The organism is Kitasatospora sp. NPDC005748, assembly GCF_040630735.1.
Taxonomy (GTDB): Bacteria; Actinomycetota; Actinomycetes; order Streptomycetales; family Streptomycetaceae; genus Kitasatospora.
In genome coordinates, this window is sequence record NZ_JBEXYD010000004.1 from 227,132 (window position 1) to 242,645 (window position 15,514).

Sequence of the window (15,514 nt, forward strand, 5' to 3'; positions counted from 1 at the left end):
GCACGGAGGACACCATGCCCTTCGCACGACTCCACCCTCGCAACCCCCGCCGCACCCTGACCGCCCTCGGCGCCGGCCTCGGCCTGGTCGCCGGCTCGCTCGGCCTCTGGGCGGCCACCGGCACCGCACAGGCCGCGACCCTGCCGACGCCCGACCACGTGGTCGTCGTCGTCCTGGAGAACCACGCGTACTCGCAGGTCGTCGGCAGCTCCAGCGCCCCGTACATCAACAACACCCTGAAGGCGGGCGGCGCCACGCTGACCCAGTCGTTCGGGCTCACCCACCCGAGCGAGCCCAACTACTACCAGCTGTTCTCCGGCAGCGCGCAGGGGCGCACCGACGACAGCTGCGTGCCGGTCGGCTCGCTCACCGCCGCCAACCTGGGCTCCGAGCTGATCGCCGCCGGCAAGACCTGGGGCAGCTACAACGAAGGCCTGCCGAGCCAGGGTTCGACGGTCTGCAGCAGCGGCAAGTACGCCCAGAAGCACAACCCGTGGTTCGGCTTCAAGAACGTGCCGACCAACACCGCGTACACCTTCGCGCAGTTCCCGACCGACTACACGGCCCTGCCCAAGGTGTCCTTCGTCGTGCCGGACCTCTGCAACGACATGCACGACTGCTCGGTCTCCACCGGCGACACCTGGCTGAAGAACAAGCTCGGCGCGTACGCGACCTGGGCCAAGACCCACAACAGCATCCTCGTCGTCACCTTCGACGAGGACAACCGCCTCTCCGGCAACCGCATCCCCACGGTCTTCTACGGCGAGCACGTCACGCCCGGCTCCACCACCGCCACCACCTACAACCACTACAACGTACTGCGCACGCTGGAGGACCTCGCCGGGCTGACCACCCACGCGGGCAACGCCGCGTCCGCCGCGACCATCACCGGCATCTGGAACTGACCTCCCATGTACGTCGCGGAATCCCGCAGCTCCAAGGCCCCCGTCGACCCGGCCCTCCGGCCGGGCCGGCGGGCGGCCGCCGTCCCCGGCACCGTCCTGGCCCTGGGCACCGTCAGCCTGGTGACCGACATCTCCTCCGAGATGGTCAGCGCGGTGCTGCCGCTGTACCTGCTCACCGGGCTCGGCCTCTCGCCGCTCGGCTTCGGGCTGCTGGACGGCATCCAGAACGGGTTCAGCGCGCTGGTCCGGCTGGCCGGCGGTCACCTCGCCGACCGGCGGGGCGCGGACGGCGCGTCCCGGCACAAGGCCGTCGCGGTGGCCGGGTACGGCCTCTCGGCGCTCTGCAAGCCGCTGCTGCTGCTCGTCCACACCGTGCCGCTGATCGGCGCGGTGATCGCGGTCGACCGCACGGGCAAGGGACTGCGCACCGCGCCGAGGGACGCGATGATCTCGCTCGCCACCGAACCCGCGCACCGGGGGCGGGCGTTCGGGGTCCACCGGGCGATGGACACGGCCGGTGCGCTGATCGGGCCGCTCGCCGCCTTCCTCGTGCTCCGCCTGGCCGGCGGCCCGCTGCTCGCCGACGGCGGCCAACGGCACGGCTACGACGCGGTGTTCACGGTCAGCGCCTGTGTCGCGGTGCTCGGCGTGCTGGTGCTGCTGCTCTTCGTGCCGAACCGGCAGCCGGGCGAGACCGCGACGGCCACCGCCCCCCGGCTGCGCGACGGCCTCGCCCTGCTGCGCCTGCCCGGGCTGCGCCGGCTGACGTTCTGCGCCGTGCTGCTCGGCCTGACCACCGTGAGCGACTCCTTCCTCTACCTGCTGGTGCAGCGCCGGCTCGGCCTCGCCACCGACCTCTTCCCGCTGCTGCCGCTCGGCACGGCCGCGGGCTTCCTGCTGCTCGCCGTCCCGCTGGGCGCGCTCGCCGACCGGCTCGGCCGCCGCCGGCTCTTCCTCGCCGGTCACGGTGCCCTGCTGCTGGCGTACGGGCTGCTGCTCTCGCCGCTGGGCGGACTGCCGGCGGTGGTCTGCGTCCTGGTGCTGCACGGCGCGTTCTACGCCTCGACGGACGGCGTGCTGGCGGCCGCGGCGGCCGACGCGGTACCGGCGGAGCAGCGCGGCGCCGGGCTGGCCCTGGTCGGCACCGGGCAGGCGCTCGCCCGGTTCGGCTGCTCGCTCGCCTTCGGCGCGCTGTGGAGCGCGGTGGGCGGCACCGCCGCGCTCGGCTGGTCCGCGGCGGCGCTGGCCGGCTGCGTGCTGGCGGCCGCCTTCGTCCTGCGGGACGCCCCCAGGGACACCGCCGCCGGGACGCCCACCGCCGGGACGCCCACCGCCCCGGGCGCGTCCGGAACCGCTCCCCCCTCCGATTCCGAGGTACCGTCGTGACCCCACCGCTCCAAGGCCGGACCAGGGTGCTGATCCTGCTGGTCGCCGTCGTCCTGCTCGGCGCCGTCGGCACCGGCGCCGTCCTGCACGCGGCCGACAACTCGACCCGCACCAAGCAGGCACAGCCCGGCGCTCCGGTGGTCACCCCCGGCCCGGTGTCGCTCCGCCCGCCGGCCGGCGGCCGCCAACTGGTGTTCCGCAACATGGCCTGGGGCCCGCACCTCGACGAGCTCGTCTCCGTACCGGCCGACCAGCCGGACGGCCCGCGGACCTCCTCGGGCGTGCAGTGCCTGCGCTTCTACGCGGCGGCCGGCACCGGCATCTGCCTCCGGGCCGAGCGCGGTGCGCTGCAGGACACCTACCGTGCCGTCGTGCTCGACGACCACCTGCGCGAGCTGAAGTCCTTCCCCGCCGCCGGTATCCCGACCCGCTCCCGGGTCTCGCCCTCGGGCCACCTCGCGGCCTGGACGGTCTTCGTCAGCGGCGACTCCTACGCCGGCACCGACTTCTCCACCCGCTCGTCGATCGTCGACGTCCGCGACTGGAACCTCCGGGAGAACCTGGAGACCTTCGCGGTGATCAAGGACGGCAAGCCGTACCAGGCGTCCGACGTCAACGTCTGGGGCGTCACCTTCGCCGACGACAACACCTTCTACGCCACCGTGGCCACCGGCGGCCGGACCCACCTCGTCCGCGGCGACCTCGCCGCCCGCACCCTCACCACGCTCCACGAGAACGTCGAATGCCCCTCGCTCTCCCCGGACGGCACCCGCATCGCCTACAAGAAGCGCGTCCCCGGCCTGTCCGAGGACTCGCCCTGGCGGCTCTACGTGCTCGACCTCGCCACCATGACCGAGACGGCCACCGCCGAGCAGCGCAACGTCGACGACCAGGCGGTCTGGGTCGACGACGCGACGCTGCTCTACGCCCTCCCCGGCGACTTCGGGGCCGATCTGTGGACCGTCCCGGCGGACGGCGACGGTCTGGCCGAGCGGGTGCTCGAAGCCGCGGTGGCACCGGCCTATCCGGGCTGATCGGGCTGGGTGGTCCCACTCGGAACTTCGGGCGTAGGGTTCCACGTCGAGCAGTGAGAGCGGTGCGAGGCGGGGGAGCGGGGAGCGTTGAAGGAACAGGGGCGGGCTGCGCCCGAGCGGGTGGCCGGCGACTCCTGGCCCGCCCTGTCCGGCCGGCCGGTGCTGCGCCGCACGATCGCGGTGGGCCTGGTGCTCACCATCGCGCTGCTGGCGGCCCTCGCCGTCCGGGGCGTCAACGCGCTCACCCTGGGCCGGGGCGCGATCGAGACCGACCGGGACCGCGCCGAACTCCTGGCCGGCCTCCACCCCTCCCAGCACCCGGGCGCGGGCCGCTACTACGTCCCCGTGGGCGCGGTGTACACCCGCCTCGCCGACGGCGCGCCGGTCGCCTACCTGCACTACCGGCTGGCCGGCGGCCCGGACGTCGGCGTCGACGACTTCCTGCGGACCTACGACCTCCCGGCCCCCGGCCCGGTCGCCCCGCTGCCGTCCGACCTGACGGCGGCCCTGGGCGGCGACGAGCCGATCGAGGCCCAGGAACTGGCCCCGATGCCGGCGCCCTCGGCGAGCCCGACGCCCCTACCGGTCGCGACCCCGCCGGCCGCCGAACCCCCGACCGTCTCCGAACCGCCGTCGGAACCGGCCCCGGCCCCGGCTGAGCCGGTCGCCACCCCGTCGCCCTGCGCCTCGGACGACCCGCCGCCCTCCGCCGACCCCGACACCGAGGCCCACCCCGACCCCGAGGCCCACCCCGACCCCGAGGCCACCGCGGCTCCCGACCCCGAGGCGGCCGAGCCCGTCGCGCCCCGGCCCGCGACGGGCCTCCGCTCCGCCGACGACCCGCCCACCCCGACCGAGACCCCCACCCCCAGCCTCACCCCCACCCCGTCTCCCACCCACCCCGTCGCCGGCCGTCGGATCTACATCGTGACGGTCTCCAACGGCCTCTCGGGCGCCGCCGACATCTACGTCCGCGCCACCGGCTGACCGGTGAGACTGAGGACGACGGTCCACCGGGTGCGGACCGGCCGGGACGAGTACCGGGTGCTGACCGTCGAACCCGGCGAAGGCCGCGCCGTGCTGGTCGACGGCGAGTGGTGGACGGACCTCTTCGCGGACCGCGCCGGTGCCCGCGACCTGGCCGCCGCCTGGGCACTCGCGGCACGCTCGCCCCGCTCGCTGGTCCACCTGCCGCTGCGCTCCGGCCCCGCCCCCGGGTGCGCGGACGAGCACGCCGTCCTGCTGGACCTCGTACTGCTCCACCACGGCCTGGGCTTCCCACCGTCCCGCTGGAAGGAGGTCCGCGCCCGACTGAGCAAGGGCGGCACGCCGCACACCGCGGACCTCCCGGAGAGCGACTTCCCCGCCGAGGACGAGATCGACTACCCGAGCCACCACTACGCCGGATGGCGCGACGGGCTGCACTTCACCGGCGCGGCACGGACTCTCTTCCTCACCGGCACCGCACAGGCCTTCCGCTGGACGGGCACGCTGGTGCGCTCGCTGGACACCCGGGCCGCCCGGCTCGCCCCCACCCACTCCTGCGTCACCCTCGACCACGCCCCCGCCACCCCCACCAGCCGCCCCCCGAAGGGCACCTCAGGAAGGCTCCACATCGCGTACACCCCGCACTGGTGACGGCGCTGTCGCCCGCTCCGCGACCCGGACGGCGCCGGCGCCGATACTGGAGCCACCGCTCGTACCCCTCTCCTGCGGCGCCGCGCTCAGGGCACCTCGCGATCGATGGTGAAGGCCATGACGCTTCCGGGCTGGAGGGGGAAGGGGAGCTGGACGAGACCGGCCAGATTGTTGAACGGTGCCGGAAAGGTGGCCCGGACGCTGGCGCCGTGGGTAGCGCCGAGCGAACTGATCTCCGACGCGTTGACGCCCAGTCGGGTCGGTCTGATCGCGGGATCGATCGTGAGCCGGTACTCGGCGTCGGTGACGTGACGGAAGATCTGGGCCTGGATGCGCACGCGTCGGTCTCTGCCGACGTACTTCCGCGCCGTGACGCTCAGCTCGACCAGGTGGCCGGAGGTGACCTGGGCGTCGTGGGGCACCGAGAAGTGGTCGATCCTGGCCGTCCCGCCGGTGACGGCTTCGTGGGTCGGGGGCTTGCGTTCCAGCTCCCTGGTGTCCACCCGGACGGATCCGATCGCGAAGATCGCGGGGTCGTCCGGGTCGAGATTGTCGTCGATCATCCAGCGCAGCAGGATCTCCGGTCCGGTGAAGCGGTCCAGGCAACCGTCGTCGTTGGAGGAGAGGCACGCGATGCTCACCGTTCTGGGGAGCGTCTCGATGCGGTAGGAGATCCGGAAGCTCTGGTACAGGTAGTCAGGGTGGGCGTCGCCCGGCGGCGGGGGCGCGAGCAGGCAGTCGTAGCGGTAGGCCGACAGCGCGCCGGCGAAGAGCGGATCGCGCACCGGGCCCAGGACGTCCTGCATGCCGCGAAGCACCGCGCTGTCGACCTGCTCGGTGGTCTCGCGGACGGTGAGCGACCCGATGGCCAGGGTTACCACCGCTGCCGACACGAACGCGCCGCCGATGAGGCTCAGGACCGTCGTCACCACCTGCTGGTGTGTCAGCAGGGAGGCGGCCACGACGCAGGCCAGGCCGATGGACAGGGCGAGGACGTTGACCAGGACCAGAATCTTGCGCAATTGTCGTTCCCGTGACGCAGCCACGCGCACCCCCGCGGGCGGTGTCAGTGCGCCGCCGCTTCTGCGATGATCCGGACGATCCGCTCGGAGACCTCCCCGATCTCCTGCGCTGTACGAACGTTATCGGACTGACCATCCGTCAGGAAGACCAGCGCGACGGGTGTCACCGGGTGGAGGACGATCCCGGCGTCGTTCACGACGCCCCGGAGGCTACCGGTCTTGTGCCGCACCGGGAGGTCGTCGTCGAGGCGGGACGGGATCCGGTCGTTGCGGAGGTAGTTGACCAGATACCGCCGGAGGGGCTCCAGATGTGGAGTCCGCTCGATGTGCTCGACCAGTCGCAGCGTGTCCTCCGCGGTCGTGGTGTTCGCCCGGCCCAGGGGTCCGAGCTCCCGCTCGGAGAAGCCGGCCGGGAAGGCCGTGGAGGTCAGTTGCAGGTCCTTGATCGTCGCATCGACCCGCTCCTGTCCCAGGAGGCCCCGGATGTACTCGGCCGCCGGGTTGTCGCTGGTCACCAACGAGAAGCCGCACAACTCCCGTACGGTGAGTGTCGATGCTGCATCCAGCGCCTGCAGGATGCTCGGATACATGGTGCCCGGCAGGTCGCCGACCCGGACGCGCGCATCCATGTCGAGGTCGCCCCGCCGTCCGGCCTCGAACAGTGCGACGCCGAGGATCATCTTGGCCAGGCTCGCGGCGGGCAGTACCCGGTCCGGGTCGTGCGTGACGGTGAGCTGCGGTCCACCGAGGGTCTTCACCAGGACGCTGCGGACTCCCGCGCCGTCGCCGCCCTCCGCGAATGCCTCGACCTGCGCCTCAACGGCGGCGCGCACTGCACCGGAATCGACCATCTGGGCCATCCATTCCTCACGGCGACGGTGTTTGTCAGTCGTCTACCCGACTGTCGGGCTCTCACGCGGTGCGAGGAGGCCTGGTTGGGCGGAGACCCTACGGGACGCGACCCGACCGAGGCGTGTCGGCTCACCTCCAGGGGCGCGGCGGGCCACGGTGAGGAGGGTGGGGCACGATGCAGTGGCCGAGCACGGTCCCGGCGACGGCCGCGGAGGGTGGGATCGGGGCGACGCCTGGTCAGCCGGGTCGGCCAGGCGGCCCGTTCGGCGCGGGCCGCCCGGTGGGGGTGGGTCAGGTGATGGTGACGTCGACGCCCATCTGTTCGGCGCCTGGGGTGCCGGCGATGTCGAGGGTGACTCCGCTCCAGGTGCCGTCGGGCTCGTTGAGGGCCGGTGCGGTGTGCTGGCCGATGCCGGTGTTGCCGAGGGCCGGGTAGAGGTCGGTCCGGTCGCCCCGGTTGCCGGTGCCGAAGATCTTCCCCAGGTCGTTGCGGCCGTCGGCCTGCATCAGCGCGATGGCCAGGTGGTGTTCGTCGTTGACGTTGTCGATGGCTTCGTCCACCACGTAGGCGGCGACGCCCTGGGAGGGCAGGAACTCGTCCTGCCCGCGCTGGCGGCGGTACTCGACGATGATGTACTGGCTCTCCTTCATCCGCTGGGGGTTGCGGACGAACAGCAGGTCGCCGCCCTCGGCGACGGGCCGCAGCGCGATGCCGGTGGTGGTGCTGGAGACCTCCTGCGGGGTGGTCCAGCCGTGGAACATCCGCAGCATGCCGTTCGGGAAGACGGGGGTGACGCCGTCGTTGCCCCAGGAGCCGCCCGCCATCAGGCAGTAGTCCCCGAGGCCGTTGGAGGTCGTCGCCTCGACGCGGCCGGTGTCGTAGAAGTCGGCCCAGCGGGCGGCCAGGTGGCCCCACTCGTGGGCGCAGACGCCGACCGCGCAGTCCTCGGGGACGGTCAGGAAGGTCTGCACCCGCAGGCCGGGCGCGACCAGCACGCCGTCCTCGCCGGGCGGGTTCCACTTGAGGCTCCAGATGTCGCCGGGGCGCTCGGTCTGTTCGGCGCCGGAGCCGGCGTGGACGATGAACAGGGCGGTGACGAGGCCCTCGCCGAGGGCGTCGTAGCCGGCGGAGAAGTCGATGCCCTGGTCGAGCGCGAGTCGTAGCGCGTCGGCCGCCATGCCCTGGGAGTTCCGGGGCGGGTTGCCGGTGCCGGACTGGTTGTCGGTGTAGAAGGAGAGCGGCTGCGGCAGGCGGAACCAGCCGTGCACCTCGCCCTGGATGTCGATGCCGTGCTCGGTCGGGTGGGCGGCGTCGAATCCGCTGACCAGGCGGTAGTAGTCGCGCATCGAGCCGGTCGTGAAGGTGTCGGCACTGAACAGCATCTGTTCGAAGTGGCCGACGGTGTGCTCGGGGCTGTGCGGGTGGTCGGGGAAGTCGACCAGCAGCACCAGGGTGCGGATGGTGCCGCGCAGCTTCTTGGTCGGACGGGTGATCAACTGGGCCCCGGTGCTGGGGCCGGGGCGGACGGCGCCGTCGTCGAGGCCGATGACGTTCTCACCGCGCCGCCGGGAGCGCCAGACGTAGTAGTACTGCTCGAAGGTGAGGCTCGCCGGGATCCGCCGGTGTTCGACGAGGTCCTGGTAGCGGGCCCGGAGTTGGGCGAAGGCCTTGGGGGACAGCGGTACCGGGCAGGCGTGCCGGTGGCCGGTGGGGTCGAGGGGGTGGTGATGCTGCGGGGTTAAGGTGTGACGCATCGTGACGGCTCCTTTGAGCCAGCTCACTCCGCGGGGGAGCATGGCGACCCCGCCGAGCGGGCGGTCGCCGGCAATCGGTCGGCTCGCCAAAGGCGGTCGGGTCTGGCCGGTACCGGTTGCGAAATGGGCGATTTGCGGCTATCAGCCCTATTCTGACGCTCCGCGTGGGCAAAGCACCAGACCCGGGGCGCGCCGGTTCGCTCAGCCCGCGCGGTACGCGGCCGCGGCGGCCGCGAACGAGGCGGCGAGCTGCGGTGATCCTCCCCAGTGCAGGTGCAGGTACGAAGCGTGAACGTTGCCCAGCGTGCCCCCAGTGAAGCCCTCGGTGTTCGGCCCGGTCGGCAGTCGCCAGCCCCAGGCGGGCCGTTCCCCGGCGCCGGGCTCGCAGACCGTGCGGTGGAACTCGTGCCCGCGCACCCGGGTGCCGGTCGGCGCCAGCGGCGAGTCGGTCAGCGCGACGGCCTCCCGGTATCCGAGGGTCAGCCGCTCGGTCATCCGGGCCGAGGTGTCCAGTACGCCGCACATCGGCAGGCCGTCCAACTCCCGCCCGAGGTAGAGCAGTCCGGCGCACTCGGCGGCGATCGGCGCGCCCGAGGCGGCGAACGCGGCGATCGCAGCGCGCAGCGTCCCGTTCGCGCTGAGTTCCCGGACGTACAGCTCGGGGAAGCCGCCGCCGATCACCAGGCCGGCGGTGTCCGCGGGCAGCGCGTCGGCGTGCAGCGGGTCGAACGGCACCACCTCGGCGCCGGCCGCGGTGAGCAGTTCGGCGTTCTCGGCGTACGAGAAGGAGAACGCGGCGCCGCCGGCCACCGCGATCCGGGGCGCGCCGGCCACCCGCTCGACCTCGGCGGCCGGGTCCCACGGCGTGGCGTCCAGCGGGGGAGCCGTCCGGGCCAGCGCCAGGACGGCGTCCAGGTCGACCGACGCGGCGACCAGCTCGCCCATGTCGGCGACGGCCCGCAGCGCCTCGGCCGAACGCTCGACGGCCGGGATCAGGCCGAGGTGGCGGGACGGTGTGGCGACCGCCGCCGAGCGGCGCACCGCGCCGAGCACCGGCACCCCGGAGCCCTCCTCCAGGGCCTCGCGCAGCAGCAGTTCGTGCCGGTCGGAGGCGACCCGGTTGAGGATCACCCCGGCCAGTCGGACCTCCGGGTCCCAGGAGGCGAAGCCGTGCACCAGCGCGGCCACCGAGCGGGACTGCGAGGAGGCATCCACCACCAGCACCACGGGTGCCCGCAGCAGCTTGGCGACGTGGGCGGTGGACGCCAGCTCGCCGCGTCCGGAGGCGCCGTCGAACAGCCCCATCACGCCCTCGACCACCGCGACGTCCGCCCCGGCGGCGCCGTGCAGGAAGAGCGGCGCGATGCGCTCCGGCCCGCACATGAAGGCGTCCAGGTTGCGGCCCGGCCGGCCGGCGGCCAGGGCGTGGTAGCCCGGGTCGATGTAGTCCGGGCCGACCTTGTGCGGCGAGACGGCCAGACCGCGCGCGGCGAGCGCGGCGATCAGGCCGGTGGCGACGGTGGTCTTGCCGGAGCCGGAGGACGGCGCGGCGACGACGAGACGGGGGACGCTGTTCAAGGCTCTACTGCTTTCGCGGACTCACGGACGTGTCACGGGCTTCACGGACGTCACGGACTTCGCCGGCTTCACGGGCCCGAGGGAACCCACGGGCCCGAGGTGACGCACGGATCCCGCGAAGCCCGCCGGGCTCACCACTCGATGCCGCGCTGGCCCTTGCGGCCGGTGTCCATCGGGTGCTTCACCTTGGTCATCTCGGTGACCAGGTCGGCGGCCGAGGTCAGCGCCTCGGTCGCGTACCGGCCGGTGATGACCACGTGCTGGCTGCCCGGGCGGTCCTTCAGCACGGCGACCACCTCGTCCACGTCGACCCAGCCCCAGTGCATCGGGTAGGTGAACTCGTCCAGCACGTAGAAGCGGTAGGTCTCGGCGGCCAGGTCGCGCTTGACCTGCTCCCAGCCCTCCTTGGCGGCCGCCTCGCTGTCCATCTCCATCTCGGTGGAGCGCTGGATCCAGGACCAGCCGGAGCCCATCTTGTGCCAGTCGACGGTGCCGCCCTCGCCGGAGGCGCCGAGCACGCGCAGCGCGTTCTCCTCGCCGACCTTCCACTTCGCGGACTTGACGAACTGGAACACTCCGATCGGCCAGCCCTGGTTCCAGGCCCGCAGCGCCATGCCGAAGGCGGCGGTGGACTTGCCCTTGCCGGGGCCGGTGTGGACGGCGGTGATCGGCTGGGTGCGGCGCTGGCGGGTCGTCAGGCCGTCGTCGGGCACGCTCTCGGGGACTCCCTTGGGCATGTGGATCAGGCCGCCTTTCGCGTCGGGGTGGCTCGGTTGGCACGGTTGTCGCGGACGAGTGAGGCCACGCCCTCGGCCCGCAGCTCGTCCAGGGTCACGGCGGTGGCGCCCAGCCGGACGGCCAGGGTGCGGGCCAGGCCGAGCCGCACCGGGCCGGCCTCGCAGTCCAGCACCACGCTCGCCACGCCCTGGGCGGTGAACAGTCCGGCCGCCTGGTGGGAGCGCGCGACGGCGTCGCGGGAGCCGGTCGCCCGGCCGTCGGTCACCACGACCAGCAGCGGGCGGCGGTGCGGGTCGCGCATCCGCTCGACCCGCAGCACCTCGTGGGCCCGCAGCAGCCCGGCCGCCAGCGGGGTCCGGCCGCCGGTCGGAAGCGACTCCAGCCGGGCCGCGCCCACCTCGACGGAGGAGGTCGGCGGCAGGGCCAGCTCGGCGCTCGCGCCGCGGAAGGTGATCATGCCGATCTTGTCCCGGCGCTGGTAGGCGTCCATCAGCAGGGAGAGCACGGCGCCCTTGACGGCGGTCATCCGCTGCCGGGCCGCCATCGAACCGGAGGCGTCCACCAGGAACAGCACCAGGTTGGACTCGCGGCCCTGCCGGACCTGCTCGCGGAAGTCGTCCTTCTGCAGCAGCAGCGCGCGCGAGTCCCGCCCGCGCGCCACCTGGTGCGGCGCGGCGGCCCGCAGGGTCGCGCTCAGGTGCAGCCGGGCCAGGCGCCCCTGCGGGCGGCGGGCGCGGATGGTGTGGCCGCCGTCGGTCTCGGCGGGGGAGCGGCGGCCCTGGGCGCCCTTCCCGGTGCCCTCCACCTTGAACAGGCGGGTGCGGTACGGCTCGCCGGCCGCCACCGGCGCGGTCTGCGGCGCGCCGCCCCGGCCCTGCTGCGGGACGGCCTCCGGCTCGGCCGGCGCCTGCGGCTCGGGCCCGGCGGCCGCGGAGCCGTCGGGCGTGTCCGCGGGCGCGGGCGCGCCGCCGCCGCCGTCGGGGCCGCCACCGTCGGGGCCGGGGCCGTCGTCCTCGGGGCCGCTCCCCTCGGGGCCCTCGCCGGGCTGCTCCCCCTCCGACGGTCGCTCCGCGGGCTCGGGCTCCTCGGGCCCGGCGTGCTCCTCCAGGGTCCGCTCCAACTGCTCCTCGTCCAGCCCCGGCGCGTCGAAGGGGTTGCGCCGGCGGCGGTGCGGCAGGGCCAGCTGCGCGGCCTTGCGGACGTCCTCCTCCAGCACCTGCGTCCGGCCCGCCCAGGCGGCCAGCGCGACGGCGGTGCGGGCCATCACGATGTCCGCGCGCAGCCCGTCCACCTCGAAGGCGGCGCAGACGGCGGTGATCTGGCGCAGCGCCGTGTCGGTCAGCTCCACCTCGGGCAGCAGCTCCCGGGCCGCGGTGATCCGCCCGGCGAGCGCGCGCTCGTCCTCGGCGAACCGCGCGGCGAACCCGGCCGGGTCGGCGTCGTACGCCAGCCGGCGGCGGACCACCTCGGCGCGCTCGGCCGGCTCCCGGGTGGCGGCGATCTCCACGGTCAGGCCGAACCGGTCGAGCAGCTGCGGGCGCAGCTCACCCTCCTCCGGGTTCATCGTGCCGACCAGCAGGAACCGCGCCGCGTGGCGCACCGAGACGCCCTCGCGCTCCACGTAGGAGCGGCCCATCGCGGCCGCGTCCAGCAGCAGGTCCACCACGTGGTCCTGGAGCAGGTTGACCTCGTCGATGTAGAGCACGCCCCGGTGCGCCCGGGCCAGCAGGCCCGGCTCGTACGCCTTGACGCCCTCGGCCAGCGCGCGCTCCAGGTCCAGCGAGCCGACGATCCGGTCCTCGGAGACGCCGACCGGCAGCTCGACCAGCCGGGCCGGGCGGTGGGTCTCGTCGGCGCCGTCGTGCGCGCCGTCCGGGCAGGCCGGGTCCGGCGCGGCCGGGTCGCAGGCGAAACGGCAGCCGTCGACGGCGGCGATGGACGGGAGCAGACCGGCCAGCGCCCGCACCATGGTCGACTTGGCGGTGCCCTTCTCACCCCGCACCAGCACGCCGCCGACGGCCGGGGAGACCGCGTTGAGCAGCAGCCCGAGCCGCAGGTCGGCCATTCCGACGATCGCGGTGAAGGGGTAGCGGACGTCACTCATGATTCTCCAAGGGGGCCCCGGGCGGCAGGAACGGCAGCGAGCCCGCGGCCGGCACCCCGCCCTCGATCAGCTTCCACAGCGCGTCGGTGTCCGCGTGCTCCTCGATCAGGTCGCCCAGCCGGTCCAGCCGGGCCTCGCGCGCCTCGGCGAACGAGGTGTCCGGCGCGGGCACGAACGCCCGGCCCGACAGAGCGGCGACCTCGCGCAGCAGCGCGCGCCGGAAGCCGTCGTTCTCCAGCGCGCCGTGCCAGGTCGTGCCCCAGACCGCCCCCACCCGGCAGCCGTCCAGGAACGCCTCTCCGCCCTCCACGGTGACGATCCCGTGGTGGATCTCGTACCCCTGGACCGGCTGCCCGTAGGCCTCGCCGACCGGTCGGCCGAGCACCTTCTCGGCGCCGAACCGGACGTGCGTCGGGAGCAGCCCGAGGCCGTCGACGGCACCGGCCTTCGACTCGACCTCGTCGTGGATGGCGCGCGCGAGCATCTGGTAGCCGCCGCAGACGCCGAGGACCGGCAGCCCGGCCGCGGCCCGGGCCCTGAGGGCCGGCTCCAGGCCGCGCTCGCGCAGCCAGGCCAGGTCGGCCACGGTGGCCCGGGTGCCGGGCAGGATCACCAGGTCGGCGTCGGCCAGCTCCTCGGGCCGGGTGGCCCAGCGGACCAGCACCCCGGGTTCCTGGGCCAGTGCGTCCACGTCGGTGAAGTTGGACAGCCGGGGGAAGCGCACCACGGCCACCCGCAGCACGTCGGCGCCGAGCGGCCCGCGCCCCTCGGCGCGGTCCACCACGGTGGTCAGGTCCAGGGAGTCCTCGGCGTCCAGCCAGAGCCCGGACAGCATCGGCAGGGTGCCCAGCACCGGACGGCCGGTCAGCTCGCGCAGCATCTCCAGCCCGGGCGCCAGCAGCCGCGCGTCGCCGCGGAACTTGTTGACGAACCAGCCCGCCACATGGCGCTGGTCCTGCTCCGACAGCAGCGCCAGCGTCCCGTACATCGCGGCGAACACGCCGCCGCGGTCGATGTCGCCGACCACCACGACCGGTAGGCCGGCGGCGGTGGCCAGGCCCATGTTGGCGATGTCCCGGTCCCGCAGGTTGATCTCGGCGGGCGATCCGGCGCCCTCGCAGACCACCACGTCGTAGCGCCGGCGCAGGTCGGCCAGGCACTCCAGCGCTCGCTCCAGCAGGACGGGCTTGCGGTCGCGGTAGTCCAGCGCGCCGACCTCGGCGACCGCCCGGCCGAGCAGCACCACCTGGCTGCGGCCGTCCGCGCCGGGCTTCAGCAGCACCGGGTTCATCGCCGCCTCGGGCTCCACCCGGGCCGCCTGGGCCTGCATCGCCTGGGCGCGGCCGATCTCGGCACCGTCGGCGGTGACGAAGGAGTTCAGCGACATGTTCTGCGCCTTGAACGGCGCCACGGCGACGCCCTGACGGGCCAGCCAGCGGCAGATGCCCGCGGTGACCACGCTCTTGCCGGCGTCCGAGGTCGTCCCGGCGACCAGCAGTGCGTTGCTCATGCGCTCCCCCTTCTCGTCCCCGCCTTGAGTGCCTGCACGACGGCGTGCCCGGCGACGGTCGTACCCAGTGCGAGCAGTCCCACCCGGCGGGAGAGCCGGCAGGCGCGCTCGATGTCGTCCACCGTCACCGGTCGCAGCTCGCCGCCCAGTACCGGCCGGTGCTCGACCCGGGCGCCGTACCGCAGGGTGCCGCCGAGCCGCACGCCGACGGCGCCGGCGAAGGCCGACTCGGCCTGGCCCGCGTTGGGGCTGGGGTGGGCGGAGCCGTCCCGGCGCCAGACCCGCCAGGCCGTCCGGGGCTCGGGCGCGGCGGCGACGGTCAGCAGCGCGGTCAGCCGCGCGCCCGGCCAGCCCGCCACGTCGTCCAGCCGCGCCGAGGCCCAGCCGAACCGGGCGTGGCGCGGCGAGCGGTGGCCGACCATCGCGTCCAGGGTGTTGACCGCGCGGAACGCCAGCAGCCCGGGCGTGCCCGCGAGGGCGCCCCAGACGAGTGCGTTGACCACGGCGTCGGCGGTGTTCTCGGCGACCGACTCGACCACCGCGCGGGCGATCTGCCCCTCGTCGAGGGCGCTCGGGTCCCGCCCGCACAGGTGCGGCAGCCGCTGCCGCGCCGCCGCGAGGTCGTGCGCGGCGAGCGAGCGTCCGATCGTGCGGGCCTCCCGGGTGAGCGACGTGCCGCCGAGCACCGTCCAGGTCGCGGCGGCGGCCAGCGCGGCCCGCCCGAGCGGCCGGCGGCCCAGGGTGCGGTCGGCCGCCAGCGCGCCGGCCGCGACGGTGCCCACGCAGAGCGCCGTGAAAGCCGTTCCGACGGCGCGGTCGTTCCGCCAGATCCGCCGCTCCAGCCGGCCGGCCGCGCCGCCGAAGACGGCCACCGGGTGGCCGCGGCGCGGGTCGGCGAAGCGGGCGTCGGCGAGGTACCCGGCCGCGGCCCCCAGGGCGAAGGCGGCGGCGCGGGTCAGCGGGCGCACGGTGGACAGCAGAGGGCTCGGAAG

Annotated in this window: 13 protein-coding genes; 5 read left to right on the forward strand and 8 right to left on the reverse strand. The window is 74.3% G+C overall.

What is annotated here, in order from left to right; genetic code table 11:
- Positions 1-14 precede the first annotated feature (14 nt).
- The 5 genes from ABZ495_RS05555 (at position 15) to ABZ495_RS05575 (ending at position 4,963) form a co-directional block, all read left to right on the forward strand.
- Complete coding sequence (locus tag ABZ495_RS05555) at positions 15-905, forward strand: alkaline phosphatase family protein (RefSeq protein ID WP_359804390.1); 891 nt, start codon at positions 15-17, stop codon at positions 903-905.
- 6 nt (positions 906-911) lie between these two features.
- Positions 912-2,291, forward strand: a complete 1,380-nt coding sequence (locus tag ABZ495_RS05560) for an MFS transporter (RefSeq protein ID WP_359804389.1) — start codon at positions 912-914, stop codon at positions 2,289-2,291.
- Positions 2,288-3,325, forward strand: a complete 1,038-nt coding sequence (locus ABZ495_RS05565) for a TolB-like translocation protein (RefSeq protein ID WP_359804388.1) — start codon at positions 2,288-2,290, stop codon at positions 3,323-3,325. The genes ABZ495_RS05560 and ABZ495_RS05565 overlap by 4 nt, the downstream gene beginning before the upstream one ends.
- A gap of 87 nt (positions 3,326-3,412) precedes the next feature.
- Complete coding sequence (locus ABZ495_RS05570) at positions 3,413-4,312, forward strand: hypothetical protein (protein WP_359834545.1); 900 nt, start codon at positions 3,413-3,415, stop codon at positions 4,310-4,312.
- A gap of 3 nt (positions 4,313-4,315) precedes the next feature.
- On the forward strand, positions 4,316-4,963 hold the full coding sequence (locus ABZ495_RS05575; RefSeq protein ID WP_359834546.1) for a hypothetical protein: 648 nt from the start codon (positions 4,316-4,318) through the stop codon (positions 4,961-4,963).
- Positions 4,964-5,049: 86 nt separating this feature from the next.
- Here the strand turns inward: ABZ495_RS05575 and ABZ495_RS05580 are convergent, their stop codons facing one another.
- The 8 genes from ABZ495_RS05580 to ABZ495_RS05615 form a co-directional block, all read right to left on the reverse strand.
- Positions 5,050-5,985 carry a hypothetical protein gene (locus ABZ495_RS05580; RefSeq protein WP_359834548.1) on the reverse strand — a complete coding sequence of 312 codons (936 nt, stop codon included), beginning with the start codon at positions 5,983-5,985 and terminating at the stop codon, positions 5,050-5,052.
- A 44-nt stretch (positions 5,986-6,029) separates the two neighbouring features.
- On the reverse strand, positions 6,030-6,845 hold the full coding sequence (locus tag ABZ495_RS05585) for a serine hydrolase (protein WP_359834550.1): 816 nt from the start codon (positions 6,843-6,845) through the stop codon (positions 6,030-6,032).
- Positions 6,846-7,128: 283 nt separating this feature from the next.
- The gene (locus ABZ495_RS05590) at positions 7,129-8,592 is read right to left on the reverse strand and encodes a M6 family metalloprotease domain-containing protein (protein ID WP_359804384.1); all 1,464 of its coding nucleotides are present in this window, start codon (positions 8,590-8,592) and stop codon (positions 7,129-7,131) included.
- 201 nt (positions 8,593-8,793) lie between these two features.
- Positions 8,794-10,170 (reverse strand): cobyrinate a,c-diamide synthase, encoded by a 1,377-nt coding sequence (locus tag ABZ495_RS05595; RefSeq protein WP_359804383.1) that lies wholly within the window; start codon positions 10,168-10,170, stop codon positions 8,794-8,796.
- Positions 10,171-10,301: 131 nt separating this feature from the next.
- On the reverse strand, positions 10,302-10,907 hold the full coding sequence (gene cobO, locus ABZ495_RS05600; protein ID WP_329490083.1) for a cob(I)yrinic acid a,c-diamide adenosyltransferase: 606 nt from the start codon (positions 10,905-10,907) through the stop codon (positions 10,302-10,304).
- A gap of 5 nt (positions 10,908-10,912) precedes the next feature.
- Positions 10,913-13,012 carry a putative cobaltochelatase gene (locus ABZ495_RS05605; protein ID WP_359834552.1) on the reverse strand — a complete coding sequence of 700 codons (2,100 nt, stop codon included), beginning with the start codon at positions 13,010-13,012 and terminating at the stop codon, positions 10,913-10,915.
- Complete coding sequence (locus ABZ495_RS05610; RefSeq protein ID WP_359804381.1) at positions 13,005-14,522, reverse strand: cobyric acid synthase; 1,518 nt, start codon at positions 14,520-14,522, stop codon at positions 13,005-13,007. The genes ABZ495_RS05605 and ABZ495_RS05610 overlap by 8 nt, the downstream gene beginning before the upstream one ends.
- Complete coding sequence (locus ABZ495_RS05615; RefSeq protein WP_359804380.1) at positions 14,519-15,490, reverse strand: cobalamin biosynthesis protein; 972 nt, start codon at positions 15,488-15,490, stop codon at positions 14,519-14,521. The genes ABZ495_RS05610 and ABZ495_RS05615 overlap by 4 nt, the downstream gene beginning before the upstream one ends.
- Positions 15,491-15,514: the final 24 nt, after the last annotated feature.